The sequence below is a fragment of the Thaumasiovibrio subtropicus genome (assembly GCF_019703835.1).
GTDB lineage: Bacteria > Pseudomonadota > Gammaproteobacteria > Enterobacterales > Vibrionaceae > Thaumasiovibrio > Thaumasiovibrio subtropicus.
The window spans coordinates 3,051,992-3,078,954 of the sequence record NZ_AP023054.1; the positions used below are offsets into that span (position 1 = coordinate 3,051,992).

Here is a 26,963-nt window from a genome sequence, read left to right on the forward strand (position 1 = left end):
TATGGCTAGTATCAAACAAAATATAGAGCAGATCACTCATCAGATACGCTTAGCGACTGAAAAATGCGGCCGAAAACCCGATTCAGTGCAACTTTTGGCTGTCAGCAAAACCAAACCCATCACTGCCATTCAAGAAGCGATCGATGCTGGCCACTTCGCTTTTGGTGAAAACTACGTGCAAGAAGGGGTGGAAAAAGTGCAACATTTCGCCACGACGCCTCACGCAGAGCAATTGAAATGGCACTTTATCGGCCCCATTCAATCTAATAAGACCAAACACATTGCCGAGCACTTTGATTGGGTACATTCCGTCGACCGTGAAAAAATCGCCCGACGCTTAAACGATCAACGTCCCGAGGGTGCCAAGCCGCTGCAGGTACTACTACAGGTCAATACCAGTGGTGAAACGAGTAAATCCGGCACTGACTTTGCCTCTGTCAGTGAACTGGCCGCTGCCATTGCGACCATGCCTAACATCGTGTTGCGTGGCTTAATGTCTATCCCTGAGCGCGCTGATGATTACGAGAGTCAACTGCGCGCGTTTCAGTCTCTTAGTAAGGCATTGCAGGTATTACAACAGACTCATCCAAGCATGGATACGCTATCGATGGGTATGAGTGGTGATATGGACGCGGCGATTGAAGCGGGCAGTACCATGGTGCGTATCGGTACCGCGTTGTTTGGTGCTCGCGACTACAGCAATAAAGCATAACGAGCTGGTTCAACGCCGGCATTCAGACACCTTTTTGGGGTAATAAACGATGGAACAGAGACGTATCGCCTTCATTGGCGCAGGTAACATGGCGCGCTCAATCATTGCTGGCCTAGTTGCCAGTGACTACCCAGCGGCGCTCATCACCGCCACAGCACCGAGCGAAACACGCCGAAAGCCACTTGAAAATGAATACGGCATTAACACCACTGATGACAACCTAACAGCAGCCAACGATGCCGACGTTATCGTGCTCGCCGTCAAGCCGCAAATGATGGAAGAGGTGTGTAAGCCTCTGCAAATTCTCGATTTATCATCTAAGCTGGTGATAACGATTGCCGCGGGCATTGTCTCATCCCGATACAATGAATACCTGGGACAGCCATTGCACCTCGTGCGTGTCATGCCTAATACACCAAGCCTTCTTGGTCTTGGCATGAGTGGGATGTACTCTGCGCCTTCACTTCCGACTCAAGATAAAGATTTTGCTGATGCACTCATGAAGGCTGTCGGCAAAGTCTGTTGGGTTGAAGCAGAGAGCGGCATCAACAATATCATTGCCGCAGCGGGCAGCTCTCCCGCGTATTTTTTCCTGTTTATGGAAGCGATGGAGAAAGAGGCCATCGCCCAAGGCTTTGATGCTCATACGGCGCGTGAGTTGGTGCAGCAATCCGCACTAGGCGCGGCAGAAATGGTCAAGGCAAATGCGGAATTATCACTCGCTACACTGCGTGAACAAGTGACATCGAAAGGTGGTACAACCGCCGAAGCGATCCGAACATTCAATGAACACCAACTCAGCGACACTGTCTCTAGCGCCATGAAGGCTGCTGTAAGTCGTGCCGAAGAGATGGAAAAACTGTTTTAAGCATAACAGCAATAATAAAAGGTAACTTATGAACGCTATTGCATTTCTCGTCACAACTGTTTTCGACCTCTACATCATGGTCGTATTGCTACGAGTTTGGCTCCAGTGGTCTCGTGCAGACTTCTACAACCCATTCTCACAGTTTGTCGTTAAAGCAACTCAACCTGTGGTCGCGCCATTACGCCGCCTCATTCCGCCAATTGGCTCGCTCGATCTTGCCACTGTACTTTTTGCTTATGTGCTATCCACCGCTAAATTCTTGGTACTGCAACTGGTACTGACCAAAGGCGCTGTCGCTATCTCACCAGAGTGGCTACTCATTGGCTTGATGGCACTGGTTAAAGCCGCAGGTAGCCTCGTATTCTGGGTCATGATACTGCGCGCGATTCTCTCTTGGGTTAGCCAGGGACGCAGTCCGGTAGAGTATGTCATGCATCAGTTGAGTGAGCCTGTCCTTGCCCCTATTCGTCGCATTCTGCCATCAATGGGCGGCATTGATTTAAGTGTCATGGTCTTCCTCATTGGCTTGAACTTCTTAAACATCGCCATTGGCGAGTTCATCGGGCCGGTTTGGTATCAACTGTGATTGCCATTCATCGTCAAAATGACGATCTGATCCTACGCCTTTACATCCAACCGAAAGCCAGCCGGGATAACCTGGTTGGCCTTCATGGCGACGAATTCAAAGTCGCCATTACTGCACCTCCCGTTGATGGCAAGGCAAATGCCCATCTCATCAAGTTCTTAGCGAAGCAGTTTAAGGTAGCGAAAGGCGCAGTATCGATTGAAAAAGGCGAGCTTGGACGGCATAAACAAGTCCGTATTCACGCCCCCTCGCACCTACCCGCCCCCATCGCCGACCTGTTGCAAAGCTGACCTCACGCACGCCTATGTCTAGTTAGGCAACAGGATAATGGCGTGCAGCAAAAAGTGAGACACCTATCCGTTGATCGCCCCCTATCAGCCTACGTATCATTGCTTATAGTCGCGATGGGCGTGCACTGCCATACTCACGCATTAGACGGGGCTTGCTCCCACACAAAGGGAAGAGATCATGAAACAGTTACTCACATTGGTTACTCTAGTTATCAGCCTGTTTGGTACTCATGCCAATGCCGAGCAATTCGTAAAGTTTGACCAACTTGAAGTGCACTACTCTGCGATTCCGACCACCTTTCTTAGCGCCGAGATTGCCCGCAGCTACCAGATTCAACGCAGCAAATATGCCGCACTACTCAATATCGCCGTATTAGACACCGCACAAAATAACCAACCCGCAATCGCCTTTATCCGCGGCGAAGCGGTGAATTTACTTGGCCATAAAACACCCCTGACTTTCCGAGAGATTCGGGAAGGCGAAGCGGTTTACTATCTTGCTGAAGTCAAACATACCAACGAAGAACGCTTCAAGTTCACCATTGATGTCACCACCGCGGGTGGCGTGACTAACACACTGAACTTTCAGCAAACTTTTTATACCGATAACTAAGACTCTTCACTTCTCAGCTGCACTCTTTTGCGTCGCCCTTCCCCTTAGGCGGCGCTATCGCTACACTACGCCCCATATTCGATAGTGATGAGTGAAGAAAATGGCGAAATTAGTCTTGGCAACCGGTAACAAAGGCAAAGTGCGTGAAATGGCAGATCTGCTGGCAGAATTTGGCTTTGATGTCAGTGCACAAAGCGAATTCAACGTAACAGACGTGCCTGAAACGGGGACCACCTTTGTTGAAAACGCCATTATCAAAGCGCGCCACGCCGCGAAAGTGACAGGCTTGCCCGCTATCGCTGATGATTCTGGACTCGAAGTCGATGCCCTAATGGGCGCGCCAGGGGTTTACTCAGCTCGCTATGCAGGCGAAAAAGCCTCAGACCAAGACAATATCGACAAGCTACTGGCAGCGATGCAAGGGCAAAGCCAGCGCTCGGCGCGCTTTCATTGTGTATTGGTGCTCATGCGCCATGCTGACGACCCAACACCACTGATTTGCCACGGTAGCTGGGAAGGTGAGATTGCAGAGCAAGCCAGTGGTAGCGAAGGGTTTGGCTATGACCCTGTCTTTATCGTCCCAGATCTCGCTTGCACCGCTGCAGAAATGCCACAACAAGAGAAGAAAAAACGCTCCCATCGTGGCCAAGCGCTGAAAGCCCTGTTTGATGCGTTACAAGCGCAACAATAACTCGCTTAAGCGTGCCCAAACCAACTATGCGCAATGAGAATCCCATGATCACCTTACCCCCGCTGAGCCTCTATGTGCACATTCCATGGTGTGTACAAAAGTGCCCATACTGCGATTTTAACTCTCACGCTCAGAAGGCGGAAATCCCAGAGAAGCAGTATATCGATGCCTTGTTGGAAGATTTGGCAACCGATCTTCAGCGCCTCAATATCACCCCTCGACCACTGCACTCTATCTTCATTGGTGGTGGTACTCCGAGCTTAATCTCTCCCCAAGAAATTGGTCGGTTACTAAGGGGGATAGATTCACAACTTCCCTTTGCGGATGACATTGAAATCACCATGGAAGCCAATCCCGGCACAGTAGAGGCTGATCGCTTTATTGCTTACCGCCAAGCAGGTGTGAATCGCATCTCTATCGGCATTCAGTCCTTTGAGGATGAGAAACTCAAACGTTTGGGTCGCATCCATGGTCGTAGTGAGGCAATTCGAGCGGCCGGACTCGCACAAGAAGCGGGATTAAACAGCTTCAACCTCGATCTTATGCACGGCCTACCGGATCAATCGCCACAGCAAGCGCTGGCTGACCTCGATAAAGCCATTGCGCTGTCGCCGCCTCATCTCTCTTGGTACCAACTGACCATTGAACCCAATACCTTGTTCTATTCAAAGCCACCACAACTGCCAGATGACGATGACCTCTGGGATATCTTCGAACTCGGCAACGAAAAACTCAAAGCGGCTGGCTACGTGCAGTATGAAATTTCAGGTTACAGCAAACCCGGGATGCAATGCCGCCACAACCTCAATTATTGGCGTTTTGGGGACTATCTCGGCATTGGCTGTGGTGCACACGGGAAAGTGAGCTTTGAGGATGGCCGCATTACGCGCACGGTAAAAGTGAAGCATCCACGAGGTTACCTGAATATGCTCAAGCCTTACCTCGACCAGCAGACCAATGTTGAGGTAAACGATAGGCCGTTTGAGTTCTTTATGAACCGCTTTAGATTGGTCGAGCCTTGCCCGAAAGCGGACTTTACCGCCCGCACGGGTTTACCGCTCACCCGCATCGCTGACGGCCTATCCGCCGCAAAGGCAGAAGGTTTCATCGAAGAAGATGAGACACATTGGCATATCACGCCCAAAGGGCAGCTCTTTTTCAATGACCTGATCGGCCTCTTTGTTGGCGAAGCGTAATCGAGTGACGTCGGCATCCTTCAGGCTCACCTTTGTGAGCCTGACGCTGGCTCAATGTAACGTCACCGTCTGCCAGTCTTTTAACGCCGGGATCAGCGATTGAATATGATTTTCTTGCCGTTCCCAACGCGCTAAACGCTGACAAAAGTTATGCGTTAAGGTCTGCACTTTCGGACGCTTATCACGCAGCAAATCTGTGACCGAATCTTTCAGCTCCGTCAGTCGCTCCGTCACTACCACCATACGCTCTTGGCCTTCCGGCACGGGCTGCAAGGCAAGATCTTTCATACCACTCACCCCCATATTGAGCATAAGCTGATCGACTTGGCCCTCGATTTGCGATGAGAATTCAAGTAAACGTTGATAGCGAAAGTGAGGCTCATCAAATCCGAAAACCTGCCCAACTTGCATATCCATCTGATGGTGAAACTGTGCGAGTTGCACGCGCGAACCACTCTGCGCACCGAGTTGGTCCACCAACAGCGAATCAACATGTCGCACAACGTCATGGAGTTCACTGCGTAACGTCATTCGCATGTAAGGTAAATCCGTCACCAGCATGGCATAGTAGTCAGCCAAAGCGCGCTGCTGCTCATCCCGCAAAGAGACATTATGAACGGCGAACTTTAAGGTGCCGCGTTCAGAAATCGTGAAGGTTTCACCATATTGCTGAATCAGCACATTGCCGTCGCGAATTTGGATATCATTGTGAAGCTGAGGATAGCAAGTAGATGCGATGGCAGGCCATACCATCGCCAAGAGGATAAACATTAAGCCTAAACGCATAGCATACTCCGTCAGGCTTTTTAGCCTGGGTCAGAAAATCGAACGGCCAATCCGTTCTGCAAGCCGCTCCAGCACAAATGTCCCCGCCAATGAGTTACCTGACTTATCAAGCTCAGGTGACCACACGGCGATGGTCATCTCTCCTGGAACCACAGCGACTATACCGCCGCCTACTCCTGATTTACCCGGCATGCCAACGCGATAAGCAAATTCGCCAGCACCGTCATATAAACCACAAGTCGCAAGCAGCGCATTCAGTTGCTTAGTTTGAGTTTGGCTGATAATGCTTTTTTCTGCGCCTAAAGGAAGTCCCTTATTCGCAAGATAACTAAAGGTTTTCGCTAAATCGCGACAACTCATCTTCAATGCACAGTAGTGGAAGTAGTTGTGAAGGACGGGCATCACATCGTTATCAAAGTTACCAAAGGCGCGCATCAAGTAAGCAATGGCAGCGTTACGATCACTGTGTTGCATTTCTGACGCGGCAACCACTTTGTCGTAAATTACTTTGTCATCAGACGAAAGCATACGTACCAGTTCCAACATGCGATGACGTGGGGCTGAGAGGCGGCTCGCCAACAGATCGCAAACCACTAACGCCCCGGCATTAATGAATGGGTTACGCGGAATGCCATTCTCCATTTCCAACTGAATCATGGAGTTAAAGGCATGCCCAGAAGGCTCTTTACCGACGCGCTGCCAAATTTCTTCCGGCTCGTATATGGTCATGGCGAGCGTTAAGCTCAACACTTTAGAGATGGATTGAATAGAGAAGGCTTCGTCAGCATCACCCGCCGTCAATATATCGCCATCGTTGTAACACACGGCAATACCTAACTTATGATTCGGTACTTGCGCTAGCGCGGGGATATAGTCGGCTACCTTGCCTTTGCCGATCAACGAACGGGCTTCATCCAAAATCTCTTCTAACAATGCTTGAGTCGGTTTCATTTCTTACTCCAAGGGAGAAAAAAGCCAGCACTAAGGCTGGCTTTCAATAGGTAACGCACGCCGCCTGACCGCAATCAGACGCGTTGAGATTATTCGCTACGTGCGAACTTAATATCCCAAACACCATGACCTAAACGGTGGCCACGTTGTTCAAATTTCGTTAATGGGCGATCTTCAGGGCGAGGAACAAAATCACCATCAGTGGCGATATTTTCATAACCTGGCGCCGCTTTCATCACTTCAATCATGTGCTCTGCGTAGTTTTCCCAGTCCGTTGCCATGTGGAAAATACCGCCCACTTTTAGCTTTTTACGCACCATTTCAACAAAGTCAGGCTGTACGATGCGACGCTTGTGGTGGCGAGCTTTGTGCCATGGGTCAGGGAAAAACAGCTGCACTGTATCTAGGCTGCCGTCTGGAATCATGTGATCGAACACTTCAACGCCGTCGTGACACATCACGCGCAAATTGGTCAGCGCTTCCTCACCCGCGGCCATTAAACACGCGCCGACACCTGGAGAGTGCACTTCAATACCAATGTAGTTTTTCTCTGGCGCATTCTTCGCCATCTCAACGAAAGAAGCCCCCATACCAAAACCAATCTCAAGTACCACTGGCGCTTCGCGACCAAACACAGCCGACCAATTCAGCAGATTCTTTTCAAAATCGATGCCCATTGTTGGCCAGTGTTGCTCCATCGCCATCTCTTGACCTTTAGTCAATCGACCTTCGCGACGAACAAAGCTGCGCACTTTGCGGATCAGTTTGCCGTCTTCCGTAAACTCATTCAGTGTTACTTCGCCGGACGTTTTTTGGCTCATGGTGGCTACCTACAATCGAATTCAAAACAAAACAGAATGGATCGCGCATTATCCAAAGATTAACCAATAGTGCAAGTGATCCATGCGGGTTTGCTAACCCATACGGCTCAGATTGTGGCAAAGGATTATACCTTCAGTACGTAGAATTCGTGCAACAGCAAAATCGATCAGCAGTCACATTGTTGATATTTTCGCAGAATAAAATATCACTAAAGAGAGCTCAGCCATCATAATCAATCACTTAAAAACATGGAGGCGCATACTTCTGATTGACAACCAAAATATTGAGTCTCCAGAGGACAATCTATAATACCTGTCATTCCAGCACGCACCTCAAAACGACAAACTTCCTCATCCACAAGTGTTTTGCCAGTGATATAGCAAGGTGCAAAGTCGAAGCGTTCGTGCATGACTCTTGAACTCACTACCTCTGCGGATTCAAAAAAAAGCGTCACTTTTTGGTTAACCACTGATGGGTCCACCAACTCTTCCGAGGTCAACGTTAAAACATCGGATAATCGGCAACTCGCATCGACACTGTGGAATGTCGGACTAGGCAAAGGCTCTGCTGTAACAGAACATCCCATCGTTGCCCCCCAAAAAACAATCAAAAGAAATCTCAAGAGACTAAGCTGATGGCACTTTTTTATTTCCATGTCACACTCGCAGCTTCACCTGGATGTTTATAGGACACTTCAGGATGGCGGTACACATCATCGCTATCTAAAGAAAACAGTCTGTAGAGTTCATCAATGAGCCACTGCACAGACGTCAGCTGTAAAGCCGTCACTGATTCATAACGCTCATCGTCAAGATGCCTACCTACTAACTCGATACCGATAGAATCACTATTAACAGGATACCTGTCAGGGTAGTCTTTCTGCCTTTCATGCTCATTAATGTTGTTAATTTGTTGCCGCCAAGTCATTGTTCTAAATTTAATCAGCTCAGGATCAGAACAGCTTTCTTGGTAAAGAGTCAAACATTTGGCTTTAATCCTTGCGCCTACGTGATAGCAACGTTTTTTCACGCTCGCGGTTTGATAAATCTTGCCTGACTTATCAATTAGAAAATGTGCGCCATGTGCATTTACTGCGTAGCTATTAAAAACTGATGATGAACTTCTTGTATCAGTTTGGTGCAGGACAAGCGCATTGACAGCATCTAAATCCCCGTGTTCCAGATTTCGGTAACGCTTAAGATGAATCTTATCAGATACTAGCATCCCATCCACATCTACAGTGACAACCCCATTCATATGTTTCTCCTTGGTAAACAAGCTGACACCATTGTGACGCTTCAACATATGCAACTCGAAACAACAAACTGTATCTGGGAGGCAAACTACTCGCGTTTGAAACAAAACGTCTCACTCTCTCAAAAAAAGTGATCTTTATTTAATATTTATTCTCTAGAAGAAGCGATGTACACATAATGTTTGTTCAGCCAGAACATCTACACTTGTCACCAAAGCACAACGTTGAAAAGCTAGGCAGTGAAATAGTAACAAAAGTGACAAGCCTAGGAAGCAGGTCAGAGTGCGGGACTCTTTAGTAACAGCAGAATATATACCCTCATCCACTTCAGGTATTAGGTCGCACAAATTAGCGATATACTCCTTCAACAAATATAAAAAATCAAAGAGCTTCTCTTAGAAGGCACTGTCTTTATGGCTAAAGCGAACTACTAATCAGAGCGTGCTGTACGGCAAAGAACAATAATCTCTTCTATTAAAGTGTTTTCATTCTTGAAAAGCTGTTTAAGTATATAAAACTGAAGTAAGTGAGCCCACGTGAGTAATGCATTTTCCAAGTCGATCCTAACTTGGTACGACAAGTATGGACGCAAAACCCTGCCATGGCAGCAAGAGAAAACACCCTATAAAGTATGGCTATCTGAAGTCATGTTGCAGCAAACCCAAGTTGCAACCGTGATCCCTTACTTTGAACGCTTTATGGAGAGGTTCCCGACCATTGTTGACCTTGCGAATGCGGAACAAGATGAAGTCCTGCACCTTTGGACAGGGCTAGGTTATTACGCACGGGCACGAAACCTTCATAAAGCTGCGCAGATGGTGGCTACCGAGCATAAGGGTATCTACCCAACCACCATTGAAGAAGTACAAGCTCTGCCTGGCGTTGGACGCAGTACAGCGGGTGCAGTTCTCTCTTTATCATTGAAACAGCATCACCCAATACTCGACGGTAACGTAAAGCGTGTACTCGCCCGCCACTATGCTGTTGAGGGCTGGCCGGGGCAAAAAGCGGTAGAGAACAAACTCTGGGCTTGGGCTGAAGAGAACACCCCTGCCGAAGGGGTGGAGCGCTACAACCAAGCAATGATGGATATGGGCGCAATGATCTGTACCCGCAGCAAACCTAAGTGCGATCTTTGTCCTGTCAGTGAAAGCTGCCAAGCTTTTGCACAAGGCAACCCGCAAGACTATCCCGGTAAAAAACCCAAGAAGACCCTACCCGTTCGCGAAGGTTGGTTTGTGATAGCGAGCCATCAAGGTGAGGTATGGCTAGAAAAACGCCCTGCCAGTGGCACATGGGGAGGGCTATTTTGTTTTCCGCAACTTGATAATCGTCCTGCGCTAGAAGCGCAAATCGCTCACCACTATCCCGATGCCCAACCACAGTTTGAGATCCTCAGTGGTTTCCGTCATACCTTTAGTCATTTCCACCTTGAAGTGACCCCGGTCTTAGTCGAGCTCTCTGCAGCACCACAAAACATCATGGAAGGCGGGCAGGGTCTCTGGTATAACTTACAACAACCTGAAGAGGTAGGTTTAGCGACACCTGTCAAACGTATCCTGACTGAGCTAACCCACCACTATCAACTTTCTGAACAGTCACAAGGAGCGCCTCAATGAGCCGTACTGTTTTCTGCCAGCACCTAAAAAAAGATGCTGATGGTCTAGATTTTCAACTCTACCCGGGCGACCTCGGTAAGCGCATTTTCGACAATATTTCGAAAGAAGCTTGGGCGATTTGGCAAGGTAAACAAACCATGTTGATCAACGAAAAGAAGCTTAACATGATGGATCCAGAGCATCGTAAGCTGCTAGAAACAGAAATGGTCAACTTCCTATTCGAAGGAAAAGACGTTCAAATCGACGGCTACACCCCACCAAGCCAATAAGCGTTAGCTCTCTATTTCGTTAATTCCATCATTAATGATATGGCTAACACTAGACAACCATGACATTATTTCGACTCGGAGGTAATGTCATGATTAAAGCCCTGTCTATCATCGCTTTTTTACTTCTTGCGGGCTGTAGCCGTGAGTTCATTGAGTCTATCTACGAGGTGGACTACACCACGACTAACCGCTTTGCGACTAATCTCGCTCCCCTGCCAGGTCAGTTTGAAAAAGATATCGCCGCTCTCGATAGCCTGATTGGCCAGTTTACGGGACAAGTTAAGCGTCATTGGGGCGATGACGTGTTAATGGCTGGCAAACGCGACTACGTTAAGTACACCGACAACTACCTGAGCCGTGCCCATGTCGATTTTACTCGTGGCGTGATAACGATCTCGACTGTCGCCAAAACAGATCGCTCAGCCCATCTTAAACAAGCCATCGTCACAACGCTGCTTACCCCGGATGATCCAGCGGGTGTTGACCTCTATTCAGCAGCAGAAGTGACATTAAAGGGTAAGCCTTTCCTGTTTGAACAAGTCTTGGACCATGAAGGTAAAGCGATTGCATGGGAGTGGCGCGCAAATCGTTTTGCCGATCACCTCATCGCCAACAACCTACAACAAGGCAAAATTCTCTTTCAAAACAGCTTGTATGTCGAAATACCTATGGTGGCGAACCACGCGGATATGCGCGGTTACAAATACGCCAGTATTGTTCGTCAGGCATCTCAAAAATATGGCATTGCTGAAGACCTCATTTACGCCATTATTAAAACAGAAAGCAGTTTTAACCCCTATGCAGTCAGTTGGGCAAATGCCTATGGTTTAATGCAGATCGTTCCGAAAACCGCCGGGGTTGATGTCTATCGCTTAGTCAAAAACAAACCCGGCCAACCTTCCCCTGAGCAGCTTTTTGATCCTGCTTATAACATCGATATGGGTACCGCTTACTTCTACTTACTCAAGCACCGCTACCTAAAAGATGTCGAAGACCCGCTCACACTCCATTACGCGATGATTTCTGCTTACAATGGCGGCACCGGTAACGTCCTGCGCACATTCCATACCAATCGCGATCAAGCGATGAGAAACATCAATCAATTGCAGCCCAACCAAGTTTATTGGGCACTGACCAACCGCCACCCATTGGCAGAATCAAAGCGCTATTTGGAAAAGGTAACTCACTTTCAGCGTGAGTTTAACCAAGGCAAGATCTAGCGACAAACAGCACAAAGCCGTTGCGCCCTCTCGGGTTTCAACGGCTTTGAAAAGGCGTTAAGGAAGTGGTTAGATTTGAGTCTGCCCGCCAATTTGGTAAACAACGGTCACACGGGTCCCCTCCTCACTGTACCTTACCGAGTCACACAGTTCAGACACCAGTAAAATGCCACGGCCATGTGCATCTTCACTCTCTTTCGTTACTTCAAAGTCATCACTTCGAAAGCCGCCAGCACTCTGCTTTAATGACATCACGAGTTGGCATTTATTCGGAAGGTATTTTACGTCTAGCGCAAGGTAAGCGTCGTCACTGAGCTGCGCTAAACGTTCCTCACGCAATTGATAATAAACCAGAAAGCCATCTTCATCGTCTTTGATTTTTGAATCTAAACCCAGCAGCCCATGCTCGGTTGCGTTGGCAAAAAGTTCAGACAACACTGAGCAGAGCAAATCAAGGTCTGAGCCGCCGCTTAAAATACCCGACAGAAATTGACGAACTTCCGCCATCACCACCAAGCTCTGCAAAGCGTCTTTATCAAAATAGAGCTGCGACTTGATTGCCAACCCACTGATAAAGGCAGGATCGAGTGGCTCTGTCACGGCATCTTGATTACAAACCGGGAACGTCAGACTCAGAATAGAGAGGTCATCTTGTTTGGTCTCCGGCGTAAACCCATTCACTGCTTCTAACAAGGTGGGAATGACAGGTGTCTTAGTTCCATCTAACGCCGCCTTGAGTCGTTGCTCGCCGAACTGTTCTCCATGCTTATCCGCCGCTTCAGTGAGACCATCAGTATAGAAAACCAACTGTTGACCCGCTTCTAAACGAAAGTGCACCAAATCAGCTTCAAACTCTTTCGCGGACAGCACGCCAAGCGGCATGTGTGTTGACGTCAATGCGTTAACAATGTTGCCCTCACTATCAAGCAAGAAACCATCCGGCAATCCTCCGCCCCACCAGCTGACATCCAAGCCATTCGCAGAGATCTCTATCAAACTTGCTGCCATCATCATGCCGACGGGTAGAAAGCCAACCAAAGAGCGGTTTACTTCTATCGCAATCTCACCTAGCGCCATGCCCTTTGCGGCCATTGTAAAGAAAGCGCGTGACGCGGGAATAGTCGAAATAGCCGCGGGAAGGCCATGTCCCGTGGCGTCGGCGATCATGACATAGGCCCCACCTTGGGGGCGATTGGCGACAACGATCAGGTCACCATTAAAAACAGTGGATGGCGTTGTAATAAAATCGATACCGGGAATCGATTTGCTGGTGTTCTCCATCAAGTTCGCAAAGATGCTCTCCGCTATCGCGTAGTCGTATTTCACTTGCTCACGGAAAGTACTCAACTCATCACGCTGTCGCGCGACTTCATTATGAATTTTAGCGGTACGGTAGTGCGCTTGTACCTTAGCGATCAGGGTACTGCGCCCAACAGGTTTTAGGATAAAGTCGTCACCATACAACAAACAACGACCGAAGGAGTCGCGGTCATCTAGCACGGTTAAAAACAGAATCGGCATGTGACGCTGACTAAACTTTGAACGTATCTCTTTCGCGGCCTCAAAACCGTCTTTTACGGGCATCATCACATCCATCAAGATGATGTCAGGCAAGTTCTCGGTCTCTTCTAAGTAGTCTACCGCCTGCTGGCCGTCATCGCAGACATGGATAGTATCTGCCAGACTACGCAACATATCAGAGAAGATTTCTTGATTAATTTTTTGATCATCAACGATGAGAACTCTCATGGCATTCTCTTTGTCAAAGCGCTACAAAACGAAAACGGTGCGTTTTAAACGCTAGCTAATCGTAAATTTTTTATCAAAACGTGAAATCAGTAAGATTTTCTTTATCTGTGGCATACAGTTAGTGATCGATATCTGGCCATCGTTTTGATTAAGGTATTTGTGCATATTGAGCAACATGCCCAAACCCGCACTATCGATATAGTCCGCTTTTCGAAAATCAATCACGAACTGAAAGTCCTGCTTGTCTTGATAGCTTTCACGAAACTCTTGTACCAAGTTGAACCCAAACGGCCCTTCAACATTAATAGTGACCTTTTTACCTGTGTTATCTACATCTGATGTAATCGACATATTCACTCCCTAGAAAAGCTCAACTTCACCTTCATCAAGGTTGGACTGCTGCGCCGCCGCCTCACCTCGATTCTTCGCGTTTTCAACCAACTCTCGGATCTGTGAGATCAAATCTTCAAGTGGAATATCATGATGATAGTAGTGATCAAACAGATCCGTCAGTGACTCTAATGCATTTACACTGTTTACAGCGTGATCCCCTTGTTGCACCACAATATCGGCAAACTGAAGGGCACGAATACTGTCACCGACTTCTCGTTCTAGCTCGCGACCAAGTCGGTTGACATGCTCAATCTCGGTCTGGATCTCAACATTGACTTGCTGCACGCCATGTAGCATGTCATCAACTTGATCTTTTGACTCAATCGCAATCGTCATATCGATCGAGGCGATTTCTCCGACCGTTTTACGCGCCTCTTCCATGGTTTCTTTAGCGACGTTAATCTCTTTATGAATCTGATCATTAAGATCTTCAGCTTTGAGTGACAAGTTCCTCACTTCTTGCGCCACCACTGCAAATCCACGTCCCGAATCACCCGCCCTCGCCGCTTCAATTGCAGCATTCAAAGCCAATAGATTGGTCTGCTCAGATAAACCTCGAACTTGTGCAAGTAATTGAAACACACCATCCAGCTTATCCGACATATCATGAATACTGTGCACCGCCGAAATACTGCGGTCACTGACATTCACTAGAATCTCAACATATTGATTGATGATGTCTTCTGTTTTTGGAAGTACTTTCGTCAAGCTATATTCGCTGTCTTGATTCGCCAGCAAGTTTGTCACTAAGCGATCAACGACAGTGTTTTGCTCCTTACACGTCCCCTCCATACCAAAAAAACTGTCATTGAGCGTCTCAACAGATTCATGCATCACCGCTTTCTGGTTATCTAAGGACTCTTTAATGATCGGTAACTCTTCCGCCAACAGCCGGCTGATTTCTTCAATACTGGCTTCTTTTTCCTGAACAATAATTTCGGGCTTGGTACTATGTCGCTGTTGAAACAGCAAAAACCAAGGCAAAGACGCCAAAACAACAGTGGCAAATGAGAGTCCCAAACCACTCTTCTGTATCCACAGTAAGCCAATTAGCAGTGTTGTCTGTGCGACAACGGTCACCATCAAGGTTCGAGAAGAGATCGGTCTATCCACCATCACACCTCGTTATCAATCAGACTTAAACGCATTAGAAACCAAGAAGGACGCCACTTTACCCAGCGGTAACTGTTTCTGCGCCGCACCAAGTTCGGTCGCGACTCGAGGCATTCCCCACACCACGCTTGTTGCTTCATCTTGTGCGGCAGTCATCGCACCTTGTTGATACATTGACAGTAACCCTTGACCGCCATCGTTGCCCATCCCCGTTAGAATCACGCCAATCGCGCTCTGACCAACGGTTTCGGCAACCGAATCAAACATCACATCCACGGAAGGTTTATGACGATTAACCGGAGGACGGTCATCAAGCACGCCAAACAGACCACCATTGCGCTTCTCTATCACCATGTGTTTATCACCGGGGGCGATATAGACATGACCAGCAATAAGAGGGGAACGATCGACATTGAGCTCAACAACCTTCAGCTCGCAGACCATATCGAGACGACGCGCAAACGAGCCGCTAAACAGAGCGCTAATATGCTGTGTCACCACAATCGGTGGCATCTTATCGGGTAGCGCACTGAGCACCTGCCGAATCGCCTCAGTGCCCCCCGTTGATGCACCAATCGCAATCAAATCAACAGCACTGTGCTTTCCTTTTGGCTTGGCTTTCTCAATGCTGGTCTCTGCTGGCGACGGGCTAGATGCCACATTCGCACCTGCCGCCATTCGGATCTTTTCATTGATCATGTCTCGATAAGCAATATCGACCATCTCAGAGGTTGCATCGAGCGCCGGTTTAGGAAAGTAATCAACCGCACCTAGCTCCAACGCTTCCATCGTGACATCGGCACCATGCTGTGTCAGTGTCGAAATCATCACCACAGGCATAGGGCGCAACCGCATGAGGTTTTTCAGAAACTGCACCCCATTCATTTTCGGCATCTCAATATCGAGCGTCAGCACATCTGGGTGGTACTGCTTGATAAGATCTCTCGCTTCATAGGGGTCTTCTGCTGCTGCGACCACTTCCAGTATCGGGTCGGCGTTAATAATTTCAGTAAGAAGTGCCCTGAATACTGGCGAGTCGTCAACGACCATTACGCGTACTTTTTTAGTCATTAGAATAGTTCCACATCATCTTCGTGAGGGGCGTGACTTTCTTTGTCCAACTGTTGTTGATATTCCGCTTCGCGACGTTTCACTTTTTCAACATCAGCGAATCGAATCCGCTTGACCCAAGCTTGTCCGGTGAGAGGGTCGAACATGACCTTTCTGGGATCCATGCCACCCAAGTCCTGCGCAACCAAAGGGAAGTGCTCGGTTTCGACAAAACTCCGCGCAAACTCAATGTTTTTGTCGCCGATCAGCGCCGTTTTCCCCATCATCTGCGCACCACCGAACAGCTTCAGTTGTAGTCGATCTCGAGAGGCCCCTGCTGATAACAGCTGATTTATCAGCATCTCCATGGCGTAGTTGCCATATCGCGACGCCGTAGAGACAATCTCTGTTGCATGCCAGTGCTCAAGGTCATATTTATCATCAAACGGCAGCATAAAGTGATTCATCCCGCCCACCTGGCGTTCAGCATCCCACATACAGGCGGCGATGCATGATCCCAGGCCAGTACAGATAATCTCATGCTCTTGGGTAATATAGACGCCTCCCGGCATTACCTTGACAACATGACGTTTGTGCTGAGGATGATAGAATCGGCTGTAATCTGATGCGGACTCTTTCATCCGCGCTTCTAATCCTTTCATGTTGCCTCACCGTTTTTGAAACATGGTATGGCCGAGATTCTCGAACCGATCCGCACACTCTCCAATCCCTTCCGAGTGTCCGATAAAGAGGTGACCATCAGACGCCAAATATTGATGAAAGCGTTGTATTAAATCCTGTTGCGTTGGCTTATCGAAGTAAATCATCACATTACGACAAGAAATCAGATCAAACGGTCCCTTGAACGGCCATGGCGAAAACAGATTAAGCTGTCGAAAAGTCATATGTGACTGCAGATCGCTTTTTGCCTTTATCATCCCTTCGTGCTCACCACGCCCTCGCACAAACCCGGCTTTGAGACACGGTTTAGGAATCGCTGAAATCTGCTCTTCGCTATATACCCCTTTTTCCGCCGTCGCGAGTACATTGGTATCAAGATCCGTCGCTAACAGCTTCACATCAGGCACTCGGTCAAATAACGGTGTCGATGCTAACAGCGACATATAGCTATAGGGCTCTTCTCCTGTTGAGCAGCCTGCTGACCAGATACGTACCTTAGTGCGTTTTTCGGCAATCCATTTTGGTATCAACACCTTCTCAACATGATCAAAATGGTGCATTTCTCGAAAGAAATGTGTCTTGTTTGTGGTGAGACCATTGATGAAATTAACCCGCTCTTCACCCTCCTCTTCGATCAGAGGTCTGTAATCGCTGAATCGCTGTAACTTATGCTCCCGAAGGCGTCGAGCAATGCGCCCGTACACCATCGGCATTTTTTTATCAGAAAGGTAGATACCGACATGCTTATGCATAAACCACTGCACAAACTTGAAGTCCTTATCGGTAAACTCGAACTCACGTTCGGGTATCACACCTGCGCTAGTCATCGCGTCTAGAACTCTTCCCATTCGTCACCATCGTCCCCCATTTTTATTGGCGAATTCGCTACTTTCGGTTGCGCGGGTGCAGGGGCAGCACGCATAGGGCTCACACTCGCTGGCGCAACTTTTGGGGACTGCTTAATCGTGGCGACATTACTGTCCGTAGAGAAGAAGTTCATCAAATTGATTAACTCCTTACCTTCATCTTTCAGCGATTGACTCGCCGCTGAAGTCTCTTCAACCAGCGCCGCATTTTGCTGGGTCATCTCATCCATAGCGGCAATGGCGCGACTGATTTCATCAATACCCGTCGCTTGTTCTTGGCTAGCACCTGCAATCTGACCAATCAAATCAGTGACTTTAGCAACGGCATCTACAATCTCATTCAGTGTCTCACCAGATTCATCCACTAGGCGTGAACCTTCAGCCACTTTATCGACGCTGTCGTTAATTAACCCCTTGATCTCTTTTGCTGCCGCGGCACTGCGCTGGGCTAAGTTTCTCACCTCGCCCGCTACCACAGCAAAGCCACGTCCTTGCTCGCCTGCTCGCGCGGCTTCCACTGCCGCATTCAGTGCTAACAAGTTAGTCTGGAAGGCAATTTCATCAATAACACCGATAATGTCAGAGATTTTCTTACTGGCGGTGTTAATCTCAGACATCGCGGAAACAGCATGCCCCACCACTTCACCGCCTTTACGTGCTTTTTCAGCGGCATCATTGGCAAGGCCATTCGCACCCTTAGCGCTTTCCGCATTTTGCTTAACGGTTGTGGTCATCTCTTCCATGCTAGCTGCGGTTTCTTCGAGGTTCGAAGCTTGCGCCTCGACTCGCTGACTTAAGTCATTGTTCCCTTCGGCAATCTCAGTGGATGCCGTTGCAACACGTGCTGAGGAAGAAGTAATCTTATCGACCATATTGCGAAGATTAATAATTGATGTGTTGACCGCTTCCGCTAACTTCGCAAAGTCACCTTCACTGTCTTCCGACATACTCGTTTTGAGATCGCCATCAGCAACTTGTGTCATCACACTCGTACACTGGCGAATAGGTTCAACAATCGCTTCGAGTAAGCTGTTCACGCTGTCACCCAGCTCCGCCATAAAGCCACTGTACGCTGAGGTATCAATGCGATCATCAAGGCGGCCTACAATCGCATTTTGAATCAGAGACTCGACCTGACGTTGGCCATCTCGCTGTTCTGTAATATCTTCCCACTGCAGAGCTGGGCCGATATATTCACCGCTGGCATCACGCATTGCGATGCAGGTAAGTCTGAATTCTAGGCCACCAACTTTAATCTCTGACGTAAAGGGAAGTCGATCGGGGTTACTGATGATCCCACGCTGATGGGCCGGGTTCTTATGGAAGATATCGATGTTTTTACCAACAAGGTCATCCACTTTAAACCCAGGGAAAATATCTCTCAGTTCCGCTTCTCTGCTACTCAATAGCGTATTTAAGGCGGGGTTCATATACTGAACGATGCCGTCTTTATCCGCCATCATAATATTGGTCGTCATTCCTTCCACCGAGGAAACCAAACGGCCAATCTCTATCTCGCGCTGGCGCTCAGCAGTAACATCATTCCACTCTAACGTATTACCAATATAGTTCCCTTGCGCATCACGTATCGCGGCAACATTTAGCTCTATCAGGACATCTGCTATCGCGATATCGGTTTTGTAAGGCAAGTTGGAAGGGTCAGCGAGTAGCTGACGTTGATGTGCTGGGTTCTTATGAAACTCATCAATGCATCGGCCTATCAGCCACTCCTCTGAAGCGGTAAAACCTGACCATACTGTTCTGAACTTAGTCTCATGTACTTTAAACAGCTCGAGTGTTTTTTCGTTGGCATAAGTAATAAAGAAATCTCGATCGATCATTACCATTGCAGTTTGTGCTTGATCAACCGCAGCCTGCAATCGAGACACATCATTTTCTCGCGCTCTTAATGCCGTTACATCAGACCATTCCAAGGTATTGCCAATGTATTTGCCTTCAGAATCGCGAATCGCTGCAACATTCAATTCAATGAGGACATCTGCAATCGAAATATCCGTCTTGTAAGGTAGATTAGATGGATCCGATAACATTTGACGCTGATGAGGCGGGTTCTTGTGGAACTCATCGATACAACGCCCCATTAACCACTCTTCGGATGCCGTAAAGCCTGACCATACCGTTCTGAAGGCCGCTTCATGCACTTTAAACAGCTCTAAGGTTTTTTCATTCGCATAGGTGATGAGAAAATCACGATCGATCATCACCATCGCAGTTTGCGCTTGATCCACCGCAGAGCGCAGACGAGAGATATCATCTTCTTTGGCTCGCAAAGCCGTAACGTCTGACCACTCCAAGGTATTACCGATATAGTTACCTTCAGCATCGCGAATCGCTGCAACGTTCAACTCAATTTTCACATCCGCAATGGTGATATCTGTGCTGTAAGGTAAATTTGAAGGATCCGCTAACATTTGGCGCTGATGCGGTGGATTCTTGTGGAACTCATCGATACAACGTCCCATCAACCACTCTTCTGATGCCGTAAAGCCTGACCACACCGTTCTGAAGGCCGCTTCATGCACTTTAAACAGCTCTATGGTTTTTTCATTCGCATAAGTAATAAGGAAGTCGCGATCGATCATCACCATCGCAGTTTGCGCTTGGTCTACCGCAGCTTGCAGCCGAGACATATCGTTATCTTTGGCACGCAATGCTGTGACGTCGGACCATTCAAGGGTATTCCCAATATACTGACCACGTTCATCAATGATCGCTCCGACATTCAGTTCAAGTAACACACCACGGATATCGATCGTTGTTGTATAGGGTAAGTTAGCGGGCGATGAAAGCATCTGTCTTTGATGGGCTGGATTTGCATGGAACATATCAATGCACGAGCCAATTAAGGCATCATGCTCAGCTCTAAAACCAGGCCAAACACTTTGAAATAATCCTTCATGTTGTTTAAGAAGATCCAGAGAACGCTTATTCAAGTAGGTTATCTGAAAATCACGATCAATCATCATCAAAGCGGTTTGTGCGACATTCAGAGCGGAAAGTAGATGCGCATTACTTATCCCACCGTTCGTCTCTTCCGGCGCCGGTTGAGGTTTTTCTATCACCGACATAGGCTCTGCTGAAGACTGTTGTTTCTCTTTATTCCACCACGACATGCTACTTACCCCTACATAACTATGCAGTTTCAGATAGTTGGTTTAGTTCGCCTATATCAAATAAGGCTTCCAGATTTATTAGCACTACATGCCCATTTTCAACTGCCGTGATCCCCACGATATAGCGGTGATCAATAGAGACAGATAGGCTCGGTGCAGGCTTTATTTGCTCTTCACTCAGCGGATAGACCTCTGACACAGCGTCGACGATAATGCCTAGCGGTTTGCCATTAGCATCGTTGAGCACTATCACCACCGTTGTGGCGTTCAGTACCGCAGGCTCCATACCAAAGCGGCTTCGCAGATCTACGATCGGGACGTATTCACCGCGCAGCTCTAGTACGCCAAGTAAAAACTCAGGGCTATTAGGTATGGGGCGAACGTCACTCCAACCGCGTACCTCCCTGACATCCAAAATATCAACGGCATACTCTTCTTCCGCGAGTACAAAACTCAAAAACTCTTTCGTCCCCATGGTTATCCCTCTGAAAGAATGGTGTCGATATTAAGCAGTTCTTCGGTGTTCAACAGGGTAAGAACTTGCTCTCCTACGTTTAGCAAGCCCGTCACAAATGGGGTTACCGTTGATTCACCAATCGCAGGAGTCAATGTTTGCTCACCTTGACTAATCACATCAGCAACCGCATCAACCACAATGCCAATCAAACGCTCTTCATCATCGGCCACTGAACGCAGAATCAAGACCACAGTCGTCGGTAAATAGTCCGCTTCCCCAACGCGAAAACGCAATCGGAGATCCATGATCGGGACAATCATGCCGCGAAGGTTAATCACGCCTTTGATGAACATGGGAGAACGGGGAATAGGGGTAGGTCGCTCCCAGACGCGAATCTCTTCCACGTCACGGATATCGACACCGTAGAGTTCGCCTGCCAGACAAAAGCTTAGAAAATCTGCGTTTTCACTGATCTCACTGTCAACAGGTAACTGTTCACTCACATCGCTCATGCGCTCCCCTCTTCACGCTCAACATCCATACACTCTATGGCGCTTTCTCATCGATATTGGTCTGTGGTATTAATTACTTCATAAGCCCAATTAGAATATAAAAACCAAAAAACAACGGATTAAATTCCAAATAGGAATTAAAACAGACGTAATACTGCCCAGTAAGCGAGTGCTAAAGTCTCGGCACTACTGTTTTTGTTATTTCTACTTATGCAGCAATACCGCCACTGCTTCCATCAGCCTGACGGCGCTTAAATGCTGTGATGAGTCCTTGTATATCTAGGATAAGAGAAACAGAACCATCACCAAGAATCGTTGCGCCGGAAATACCGGATACCTTAGTGTAGTTCGACTCCAAACTCTTAATAACCACTTGTTGCTGACCTAACAACTCGTCAAGCAAGAGTCCAATGCGGTTGCCCGCTGCCTCCACTAAGCAGAGTAGCCGCCCATCAAGCGATCCGCTCTCTCCCAGCCCAAACTCTTCATGCAAGCGTAAAATAGGAATGTTCTCTTCTCGCAATCGGTAGAGTTCTATGCCGCCTGATGCCAACTTAACGCATTGCGTATCTATCTGAATGGATTCAACAATCGTGATCAAAGGAATCACGTAGACTTCACCCGCGACTTTCACCAGCTGGCCATCTAGAATCGCTAACGTGAGTGGTAGGCTAATCGTAAAAGAGCTGCCAACACCGACTGCCGATTCAACCTCGATATGACCACCCAGTTCTTCAATATTTCTGCGGACAACGTCCATCCCCACTCCACGCCCTGAAATATCCGACACTTCATTGGCTGTAGAGAAGCCAGGGGCAAAGATAAGGTTGAGTACTTGCTTATCGGTCATCTCTTCACGGCGCATGTCCGAAGAGACAACCCCTTTTTCCATTGCTTTATTCCAAAGACGATCACAGTCAATACCCGCACCGTCATCTTTCACCTCTATAACAATCGCACCGCCTTGGTGATAGGCATTGAGCGAGATCGTACCCATGGGATCTTTACCAGACTCAGTACGCACATCCGGCAGCTCTAAGCCATGGTCAATCCCATTTCTGACCAAGTGCACCAAAGGATCAACAATGCGTTCGAGTACCGTTTTATCCAGCTCCGTATGTTCACCAGAAATCACCAAATTGACCTGTTTTTCCAGACGCGAAGAGAGGTCTCGGACTAGGCGAGGAAAGCGGCTGAAGGCGAAACTCATCGGGAGCATACGAATATTCAATACATTTTCTTGAAGCTCTTTGGTGTTTTGTAACAGTTGGTCCAAACCCGATTTTAGTTTTCCAATTTTGTCGTTGCTAAAGTCGTTACCGATTTCAGTCAACATCGACTGCGTGATAACGAGCTCACCAACTAAGTTGATCAAGTTGTCGACTTTGTCGATATCCACACGAATAGAGCTAACACTAGAGTCTGCTTTTGCTGCTCGCTGAGGCTTATCCTCTGCTGTTGCTTTTTCGGGTGTTTTCTCAGCAACCTTGGTCACTGACGCTGACTCAGCCATGGGTTGCGGCTCTGTGCTCACCGTCTTCTCGACAACAGCCTCCGGCTCGGCTGCTGTTGCCGTGTCAGTTTGAGCACTCTCCAGATCACCGTATTGCGGTGTAATGTGAAGGTCGCATTGATCTTCTACCCATTCAAATATCTCTTTGATGGCATCTTCTTCGATCATCCCATCAAGATTGACCTGCCAGCTCAGGTAACACAACTCAGCCTCAAAACCCGCCAGGGGCGGCAGCTTTGAAGAATCGCACACCACCTCGGCACTCGCATCGATTTCTAATAACTCACCGATGATTCGCAGAGGATCGTTGCCACTGAAAAAAAGGTCTTGGTGAGGAAGAAAATTGACATGCCAGCCGACACGAGGCGCATTTTGATCAACGACGGTGGCGCTATCTTCAACTGGCGCAGACTCAGTCGACGAACTATCCGTATCTGACTCAAGTAGCTTTTTCAGCTCATTGGTCACTGTTGAACGGAGTTCTGGGTCGACAGGTGCATCATTCTCATGGCCAACTAGCATCTCTTTGATGCAATCCCCACCACGAAGAAGCACGTCAACACTATGGCTGGTTAATGACAGCTTTTCATTACGCACTTCATCGAGATAGGCTTCCATCGCGTGCGTAAATTCACTGATATCGAGCAGATTAAAGGTCGCTGCACCGCCTTTTATCGAGTGTGCTGCGCGAAAAATGGTATTGATGGTTTCGGGGTCGACATTCTCAGGTTGAATCCCCAATAGCTCGGTTTCGAGAACTTCTAAATTCTCTCTACACTCTTCGAAAAACATTTTTCGAAGTTGGTTCATATCCAAAGCCATGTCACACCCCTCAACTCACTTAGAAAAGTTAAATCACACGCTTGAGCGTTTTAAGCAACGTGTCAGGATTGAAAGGTTTCACTAACCAACCTGTCGCACCGGCTGCTTTACCCTGTTGCTTTTTCTCTGCTGATGTTTCAGTCGTCAGCATCAGGATAGGTGTGAATTTATATTGAGGATTGCCGCGTAAGGCCTTTACAAGCTCTAGGCCGCCCATAATTGGCATATTAACGTCTGAAATTACGACATCAAATTTGGTCGCTTGTGCTTTTTTTAATGCATCGCTCCCATCGTTGGCTGTTTCAACATCATAACCAGCATCCTTCAGTGTATGGCTGACCATTTGTCGAATCGATACCGAATCATCGGCCGCTAAGATTTTCGTCATTTTCATCCCCTAATTACTTCATTATTCTAAAAACAGGCTATGAAGTTTGAGCGTCTCAATTGCGTCATTCAAAGTTTGGGAAGGTTGAACAAGCTTTATAGTTTTGCTCCCTTCCCGGGCAGAAACAAAAAGTGAAGCTAACGCCTGGAGTCCAGCCGCATCAATGCGACTCACTTCTGAACCCACGACTTCGATTGAGTCACCATTAGCTAACCACTCGGAATACTTTGCTTTCGCTTGCAAAACCGTGCCAATCTCCAGAGCACTATCCAGTACACATTTCATCCAAATTCCCTTTATTTCCTATTTGGTATATTTGATGCGTTGGGTATTCCGTTTTAGAAGTGTAGCAACAATAAGAAAAACCGCATCGCATGTTAGTAAATTGATAAATATGGCAGTAACAGCGTCACTTAGTTGTATATAAGTCTAGTCACGAGGGCAAAAAAGGACAAAAAATCAGCAAGCAAACACTTCTTTTAAAAAAAACGTTGACTCCCAAAGCGAAAATCTATTTAATGCACCTCCGTCGCCTCGATAGCTCAGTCGGTAGAGCAGGGGATTGAAAATCCCCGTGTCGGTGGTTCGATTCCGCCTCGAGGCACCATGATTAAATGGTGTGGTTGTGAAAGCGACGACAACATAAAAGACAATTCCCCCTTAGTTCAGTCGGTAGAACGGCGGACTGTTAATCCGTATGTCGCTGGTTCAAGTCCAGCAGGGGGAGCCAAATAAAGTGTGCCGACTTAGCTCAGTAGGTAGAGCAACTGACTTGTAATCAGTAGGTCACCAGTTCGATTCCGGTAGTCGGCACCATTTATTTGCCTCGATAGCTCAGTCGGTAGAGCAGGGGATTGAAAATCCCCGTGTCGGTGGTTCGATTCCGCCTCGAGGCACCATTGATTCAGCCCTGAACGCATGTTCGGGGCTTTTTCGTATCTGGGCAATGGAAAACGATGTTGAACATCCCCGGCCAGTGACCTAGGCGGCCCCGTTATTCCGTCTCGAGGCACCACTGATTTAGCCCTGAACGCAAGTTCGGGGCTTTTTCGTATCTGGGCAATGGAAAACGATGTTGAACATCCCCGGCCAGTGACCTAGGCGGCCCCGTTATTCCGTCTCGAGGCACCATTGATTCAGCCCTGAACGCATGTTCGGGGCTTTTTCGTATCTGGGCGATAGCAAACTATGTTGAACATCCCCGGCCAGTGACCTAGGCGGCCCCGTTATTCCGCCTCGAGGCACCACTGATTTAGCCCTGAACGCAAGTTCGGGGCTTTTTCGTATCTGGGCAATGGAAAACGATGTTGAACATCCCCGGCCAGTGACCTAGGCGGCCCCGTTATTCCGCCTCGAGGCACCGTGATTCAGCCCTGAACGCATGTTCGGGGCTTTTTCGTATCTGGGCGATAGCAAACTATGTTGAATATCCCCGGCCAGTGACCTAGGCGGCCCCGTTATTCCGCCTCGAGGCACCATTGATTTAGCCCCTCACTACACCACTCCCCCACCCTATTTCATTTCTACCTCTTAAGAAGCTCTGACAAAGCGCTCAGGGCATTTATACAGAAGCAAGTAAACGTTTTGTCCTATGAAGCCCCACTAACCAACATCGTCGACATGAACAAAAACACGGCACTAAGAGTGAATGCTTCGTCAGTAAAGGCAAAGTGACGGCTTTCTCTTGCTGTATCTTTGCTCAATTAAGCTTATCCCTTTGAATACAAATTCTCATTTCGTCGGCACCGCCCTTTTAAGAAAACCACCACTCCGCCTTAGTTTGTTCGTCTATTTCTGTGTAAAAAGTGAGGGATATGCGCAAATCCACAGCACATGAGACAAAAAAGCAGCGAACGAACTAAAAAAAACAATTTTAGCGTTGACTCAGAACCCGAAAACCTTTTTAATGCGTCCCCGTCGCCAAGGGAAACAAACGAAACCTTCGGTGAGCGCCTTGCCTCGATAGCTCAGTCGGTAGAGCAGGGGATTGAAAATCCCCGTGTCGGTGGTTCGATTCCGCCTCGAGGCACCATTATTTTCGCCGCTGTTTTCTTTTGAAAAACACCGGCCAGTGCCCTAGGCGGGCCCGTTATTCCGTCTCGAGGCACCATGATTAAATGGTGTGGTTGTGAAAACAACGACAGCATAAAAGACAATTCCCCCTTAGTTCAGTCGGTAGAACGGCGGACTGTTAATCCGTATGTCGCTGGTTCAAGTCCAGCAGGGGGAGCCAAATAAAGTGTGCCGACTTAGCTCAGTAGGTAGAGCAACTGACTTGTAATCAGTAGGTCACCAGTTCGATTCCGGTAGTCGGCACCATTTATTTGCCTCGATAGCTCAGTCGGTAGAGCAGGGGATTGAAAATCCCCGTGTCGGTGGTTCGATTCCGCCTCGAGGCACCACTATT

General features: G+C 48.0%; 27 protein-coding genes and 8 tRNA genes. 18 read left to right on the forward strand and 17 right to left on the reverse strand.

Going from position 1 to position 26,963, the window contains the following annotated elements; translation table 11 throughout:
• Position 1: 1 nt before the first annotated feature.
• The 7 genes from TSUB_RS13590 (at position 2) to hemW (ending at position 4,956) form a co-directional block, all read left to right on the forward strand.
• Complete coding sequence (locus tag TSUB_RS13590; RefSeq protein ID WP_087021977.1) at positions 2-712, forward strand: YggS family pyridoxal phosphate-dependent enzyme; 711 nt, start codon at positions 2-4, stop codon at positions 710-712.
• Positions 713-761: 49 nt separating this feature from the next.
• Positions 762-1,580, forward strand: coding sequence for a pyrroline-5-carboxylate reductase (gene proC / locus TSUB_RS13595; protein ID WP_087021980.1), 819 nt, complete (start codon positions 762-764; stop codon positions 1,578-1,580).
• Positions 1,581-1,608: 28 nt separating this feature from the next.
• Positions 1,609-2,166, forward strand: coding sequence for a YggT family protein (locus TSUB_RS13600; RefSeq protein WP_087021983.1), 558 nt, complete (start codon positions 1,609-1,611; stop codon positions 2,164-2,166).
• Complete coding sequence (yggU, locus tag TSUB_RS13605; RefSeq protein ID WP_087021986.1) at positions 2,163-2,456, forward strand: DUF167 family protein YggU; 294 nt, start codon at positions 2,163-2,165, stop codon at positions 2,454-2,456. Before TSUB_RS13600 ends, yggU begins: the two co-directional genes overlap by 4 nt.
• A gap of 178 nt (positions 2,457-2,634) precedes the next feature.
• On the forward strand, positions 2,635-3,069 hold the full coding sequence (locus TSUB_RS13610; RefSeq protein ID WP_087021989.1) for a DUF4426 domain-containing protein: 435 nt from the start codon (positions 2,635-2,637) through the stop codon (positions 3,067-3,069).
• A gap of 100 nt (positions 3,070-3,169) precedes the next feature.
• A complete protein-coding gene (locus tag TSUB_RS13615) occupies positions 3,170-3,760 on the forward strand; it encodes an XTP/dITP diphosphatase (RefSeq protein WP_087021992.1) in 591 nt (196 codons plus the stop codon).
• A gap of 44 nt (positions 3,761-3,804) precedes the next feature.
• Complete coding sequence (gene hemW, locus TSUB_RS13620) at positions 3,805-4,956, forward strand: radical SAM family heme chaperone HemW (RefSeq protein ID WP_087021995.1); 1,152 nt, start codon at positions 3,805-3,807, stop codon at positions 4,954-4,956.
• Positions 4,957-5,007: 51 nt separating this feature from the next.
• Here hemW and TSUB_RS13625 read toward each other — a convergent pair whose 3' ends face one another.
• The 5 genes from TSUB_RS13625 to TSUB_RS13645 form a co-directional block, all read right to left on the reverse strand.
• The gene (locus tag TSUB_RS13625; protein ID WP_087021999.1) at positions 5,008-5,742 is read right to left on the reverse strand and encodes a DUF2884 family protein; all 735 of its coding nucleotides are present in this window, start codon (positions 5,740-5,742) and stop codon (positions 5,008-5,010) included.
• Positions 5,743-5,772: 30 nt separating this feature from the next.
• A complete protein-coding gene (gene glsB, locus TSUB_RS13630) occupies positions 5,773-6,693 on the reverse strand; it encodes a glutaminase B (protein ID WP_087022002.1) in 921 nt (306 codons plus the stop codon).
• Positions 6,694-6,782: 89 nt separating this feature from the next.
• On the reverse strand, positions 6,783-7,514 hold the full coding sequence (gene trmB / locus TSUB_RS13635) for a tRNA (guanosine(46)-N7)-methyltransferase TrmB (RefSeq protein ID WP_087022005.1): 732 nt from the start codon (positions 7,512-7,514) through the stop codon (positions 6,783-6,785).
• 233 nt (positions 7,515-7,747) lie between these two features.
• Entirely contained in the window at positions 7,748-8,170 is a 423-nt protein-coding gene (locus tag TSUB_RS13640) for a hypothetical protein (RefSeq protein ID WP_087022008.1), read from the reverse strand.
• A complete protein-coding gene (locus tag TSUB_RS13645; RefSeq protein WP_087022011.1) occupies positions 8,161-8,772 on the reverse strand; it encodes a peptidoglycan recognition protein family protein in 612 nt (203 codons plus the stop codon). Before TSUB_RS13645 ends, TSUB_RS13640 begins: the two co-directional genes overlap by 10 nt.
• A gap of 534 nt (positions 8,773-9,306) precedes the next feature.
• On the opposite strand from TSUB_RS13645, the gene mutY reads away from it, so the two are divergent.
• The 3 genes from mutY to mltC all read left to right on the forward strand — a co-directional run bounded on the left by mutY (position 9,307) and on the right by mltC (position 11,878).
• Positions 9,307-10,389, forward strand: coding sequence for an A/G-specific adenine glycosylase (mutY, locus tag TSUB_RS13650; protein ID WP_087022015.1), 1,083 nt, complete (start codon positions 9,307-9,309; stop codon positions 10,387-10,389).
• The gene (locus tag TSUB_RS13655; protein ID WP_087022018.1) at positions 10,386-10,658 is read left to right on the forward strand and encodes an oxidative damage protection protein; all 273 of its coding nucleotides are present in this window, start codon (positions 10,386-10,388) and stop codon (positions 10,656-10,658) included. Before mutY ends, TSUB_RS13655 begins: the two co-directional genes overlap by 4 nt.
• A gap of 89 nt (positions 10,659-10,747) precedes the next feature.
• Positions 10,748-11,878: a membrane-bound lytic murein transglycosylase MltC gene (gene mltC / locus TSUB_RS13660; RefSeq protein WP_087022021.1), complete on the forward strand. Its 1,131-nt coding sequence runs from the start codon at positions 10,748-10,750 to the stop codon at positions 11,876-11,878.
• Between the two features lie 69 nt (positions 11,879-11,947).
• Here mltC and TSUB_RS13665 read toward each other — a convergent pair whose 3' ends face one another.
• From TSUB_RS13665 to TSUB_RS13720, 12 genes are all read right to left on the reverse strand, one after another.
• Entirely contained in the window at positions 11,948-13,627 is a 1,680-nt protein-coding gene (locus TSUB_RS13665) for an ATP-binding SpoIIE family protein phosphatase (RefSeq protein WP_087022024.1), read from the reverse strand.
• A gap of 51 nt (positions 13,628-13,678) precedes the next feature.
• Positions 13,679-13,978 (reverse strand): STAS domain-containing protein, encoded by a 300-nt coding sequence (locus tag TSUB_RS13670; RefSeq protein ID WP_087022028.1) that lies wholly within the window; start codon positions 13,976-13,978, stop codon positions 13,679-13,681.
• Between the two features lie 9 nt (positions 13,979-13,987).
• Positions 13,988-15,136: a methyl-accepting chemotaxis protein gene (locus TSUB_RS13675; RefSeq protein WP_246616371.1), complete on the reverse strand. Its 1,149-nt coding sequence runs from the start codon at positions 15,134-15,136 to the stop codon at positions 13,988-13,990.
• A 12-nt stretch (positions 15,137-15,148) separates the two neighbouring features.
• Positions 15,149-16,204, reverse strand: coding sequence for a protein-glutamate methylesterase/protein-glutamine glutaminase (locus tag TSUB_RS13680; RefSeq protein ID WP_087022031.1), 1,056 nt, complete (start codon positions 16,202-16,204; stop codon positions 15,149-15,151).
• Positions 16,204-16,845 carry a chemotaxis protein CheD gene (locus TSUB_RS13685; RefSeq protein WP_087022033.1) on the reverse strand — a complete coding sequence of 214 codons (642 nt, stop codon included), beginning with the start codon at positions 16,843-16,845 and terminating at the stop codon, positions 16,204-16,206. Before TSUB_RS13685 ends, TSUB_RS13680 begins: the two co-directional genes overlap by 1 nt.
• A 6-nt stretch (positions 16,846-16,851) precedes the next feature.
• Positions 16,852-17,712, reverse strand: a complete 861-nt coding sequence (locus tag TSUB_RS13690; protein WP_087022036.1) for a CheR family methyltransferase — start codon at positions 17,710-17,712, stop codon at positions 16,852-16,854.
• Complete coding sequence (gene aer2 / locus TSUB_RS13695; RefSeq protein ID WP_414718383.1) at positions 17,697-20,819, reverse strand: aerotaxis transducer Aer2; 3,123 nt, start codon at positions 20,817-20,819, stop codon at positions 17,697-17,699. Before aer2 ends, TSUB_RS13690 begins: the two co-directional genes overlap by 16 nt.
• A 64-nt stretch (positions 20,820-20,883) precedes the next feature.
• A complete protein-coding gene (locus TSUB_RS13700) occupies positions 20,884-21,339 on the reverse strand; it encodes a chemotaxis protein CheW (protein WP_087022039.1) in 456 nt (151 codons plus the stop codon).
• Between the two features lie 2 nt (positions 21,340-21,341).
• Positions 21,342-21,833 (reverse strand): chemotaxis protein CheW, encoded by a 492-nt coding sequence (locus TSUB_RS13705; protein WP_087022042.1) that lies wholly within the window; start codon positions 21,831-21,833, stop codon positions 21,342-21,344.
• Positions 21,834-22,041: 208 nt separating this feature from the next.
• The gene (locus tag TSUB_RS13710) at positions 22,042-24,168 is read right to left on the reverse strand and encodes a chemotaxis protein CheA (protein ID WP_087022045.1); all 2,127 of its coding nucleotides are present in this window, start codon (positions 24,166-24,168) and stop codon (positions 22,042-22,044) included.
• A gap of 28 nt (positions 24,169-24,196) precedes the next feature.
• Complete coding sequence (locus tag TSUB_RS13715) at positions 24,197-24,556, reverse strand: response regulator (RefSeq protein ID WP_087022290.1); 360 nt, start codon at positions 24,554-24,556, stop codon at positions 24,197-24,199.
• Positions 24,557-24,577: 21 nt separating this feature from the next.
• Positions 24,578-24,841 (reverse strand): STAS domain-containing protein, encoded by a 264-nt coding sequence (locus TSUB_RS13720; protein ID WP_087022048.1) that lies wholly within the window; start codon positions 24,839-24,841, stop codon positions 24,578-24,580.
• Positions 24,842-25,087: 246 nt separating this feature from the next.
• Here TSUB_RS13720 and TSUB_RS13725 point away from each other — a divergent pair.
• From TSUB_RS13725 to TSUB_RS13760, 8 genes are all read left to right on the forward strand, one after another.
• Positions 25,088-25,163 (forward strand) — tRNA-Phe (locus tag TSUB_RS13725).
• A gap of 47 nt (positions 25,164-25,210) precedes the next feature.
• Positions 25,211-25,286 (forward strand) — tRNA-Asn (locus tag TSUB_RS13730).
• 10 nt (positions 25,287-25,296) lie between these two features.
• Positions 25,297-25,372 (forward strand) — tRNA-Thr (locus TSUB_RS13735).
• 7 nt (positions 25,373-25,379) lie between these two features.
• Positions 25,380-25,455, forward strand: a tRNA-Phe gene (locus TSUB_RS13740).
• Positions 25,456-26,512: 1,057 nt separating this feature from the next.
• Positions 26,513-26,588 (forward strand) — tRNA-Phe (locus tag TSUB_RS13745).
• Positions 26,589-26,713: 125 nt separating this feature from the next.
• A tRNA-Asn gene (locus TSUB_RS13750) sits at positions 26,714-26,789 on the forward strand.
• A 10-nt stretch (positions 26,790-26,799) separates the two neighbouring features.
• Positions 26,800-26,875, forward strand: a tRNA-Thr gene (locus tag TSUB_RS13755).
• Between the two features lie 7 nt (positions 26,876-26,882).
• A tRNA-Phe gene (locus TSUB_RS13760) sits at positions 26,883-26,958 on the forward strand.
• The last annotated feature ends 5 nt before the right edge of the window (positions 26,959-26,963 follow it).

Coding starts and splice junctions, on each gene's coding strand:
- TSUB_RS13670 (WP_087022028.1), bottom strand. CDS start 13,978: ATGTCGATTACATCAGATGTAGATAACACAGGTAAAAAGGTCACTATT.
- TSUB_RS13675 (WP_246616371.1), bottom strand. CDS start 15,136: ATGGTGGATAGACCGATCTCTTCTCGAACCTTGATGGTGACCGTTGTC.
- TSUB_RS13705 (WP_087022042.1), bottom strand. CDS start 21,833: ATGAGCGATGTGAGTGAACAGTTACCTGTTGACAGTGAGATCAGTGAA.
- glsB (WP_087022002.1), bottom strand. CDS start 6,693: ATGAAACCGACTCAAGCATTGTTAGAAGAGATTTTGGATGAAGCCCGT.
- proC (WP_087021980.1), top strand. CDS start 762: ATGGAACAGAGACGTATCGCCTTCATTGGCGCAGGTAACATGGCGCGC.
- TSUB_RS13590 (WP_087021977.1), top strand. CDS start 2: ATGGCTAGTATCAAACAAAATATAGAGCAGATCACTCATCAGATACGC.
- TSUB_RS13690 (WP_087022036.1), bottom strand. CDS start 17,712: ATGGGAAGAGTTCTAGACGCGATGACTAGCGCAGGTGTGATACCCGAA.
- hemW (WP_087021995.1), top strand. CDS start 3,805: ATGATCACCTTACCCCCGCTGAGCCTCTATGTGCACATTCCATGGTGT.
- TSUB_RS13625 (WP_087021999.1), bottom strand. CDS start 5,742: ATGCGTTTAGGCTTAATGTTTATCCTCTTGGCGATGGTATGGCCTGCC.
- TSUB_RS13665 (WP_087022024.1), bottom strand. CDS start 13,627: ATGAGAGTTCTCATCGTTGATGATCAAAAAATTAATCAAGAAATCTTC.
- TSUB_RS13680 (WP_087022031.1), bottom strand. CDS start 16,204: ATGACTAAAAAAGTACGCGTAATGGTCGTTGACGACTCGCCAGTATTC.
- TSUB_RS13710 (WP_087022045.1), bottom strand. CDS start 24,168: ATGGCTTTGGATATGAACCAACTTCGAAAAATGTTTTTCGAAGAGTGT.
- TSUB_RS13640 (WP_087022008.1), bottom strand. CDS start 8,170: ATGGAAATAAAAAAGTGCCATCAGCTTAGTCTCTTGAGATTTCTTTTG.
- TSUB_RS13685 (WP_087022033.1), bottom strand. CDS start 16,845: ATGAAAGGATTAGAAGCGCGGATGAAAGAGTCCGCATCAGATTACAGC.
- TSUB_RS13715 (WP_087022290.1), bottom strand. CDS start 24,556: ATGACGAAAATCTTAGCGGCCGATGATTCGGTATCGATTCGACAAATG.
- TSUB_RS13645 (WP_087022011.1), bottom strand. CDS start 8,772: ATGAATGGGGTTGTCACTGTAGATGTGGATGGGATGCTAGTATCTGAT.
- TSUB_RS13720 (WP_087022048.1), bottom strand. CDS start 24,841: ATGAAATGTGTACTGGATAGTGCTCTGGAGATTGGCACGGTTTTGCAA.
- TSUB_RS13700 (WP_087022039.1), bottom strand. CDS start 21,339: ATGGGGACGAAAGAGTTTTTGAGTTTTGTACTCGCGGAAGAAGAGTAT.
- TSUB_RS13655 (WP_087022018.1), top strand. CDS start 10,386: ATGAGCCGTACTGTTTTCTGCCAGCACCTAAAAAAAGATGCTGATGGT.
- TSUB_RS13600 (WP_087021983.1), top strand. CDS start 1,609: ATGAACGCTATTGCATTTCTCGTCACAACTGTTTTCGACCTCTACATC.
- trmB (WP_087022005.1), bottom strand. CDS start 7,514: ATGAGCCAAAAAACGTCCGGCGAAGTAACACTGAATGAGTTTACGGAA.
- TSUB_RS13610 (WP_087021989.1), top strand. CDS start 2,635: ATGAAACAGTTACTCACATTGGTTACTCTAGTTATCAGCCTGTTTGGT.
- TSUB_RS13615 (WP_087021992.1), top strand. CDS start 3,170: ATGGCGAAATTAGTCTTGGCAACCGGTAACAAAGGCAAAGTGCGTGAA.
- mltC (WP_087022021.1), top strand. CDS start 10,748: ATGATTAAAGCCCTGTCTATCATCGCTTTTTTACTTCTTGCGGGCTGT.
- aer2 (WP_414718383.1), bottom strand. CDS start 20,819: ATGTCGGTGATAGAAAAACCTCAACCGGCGCCGGAAGAGACGAACGGT.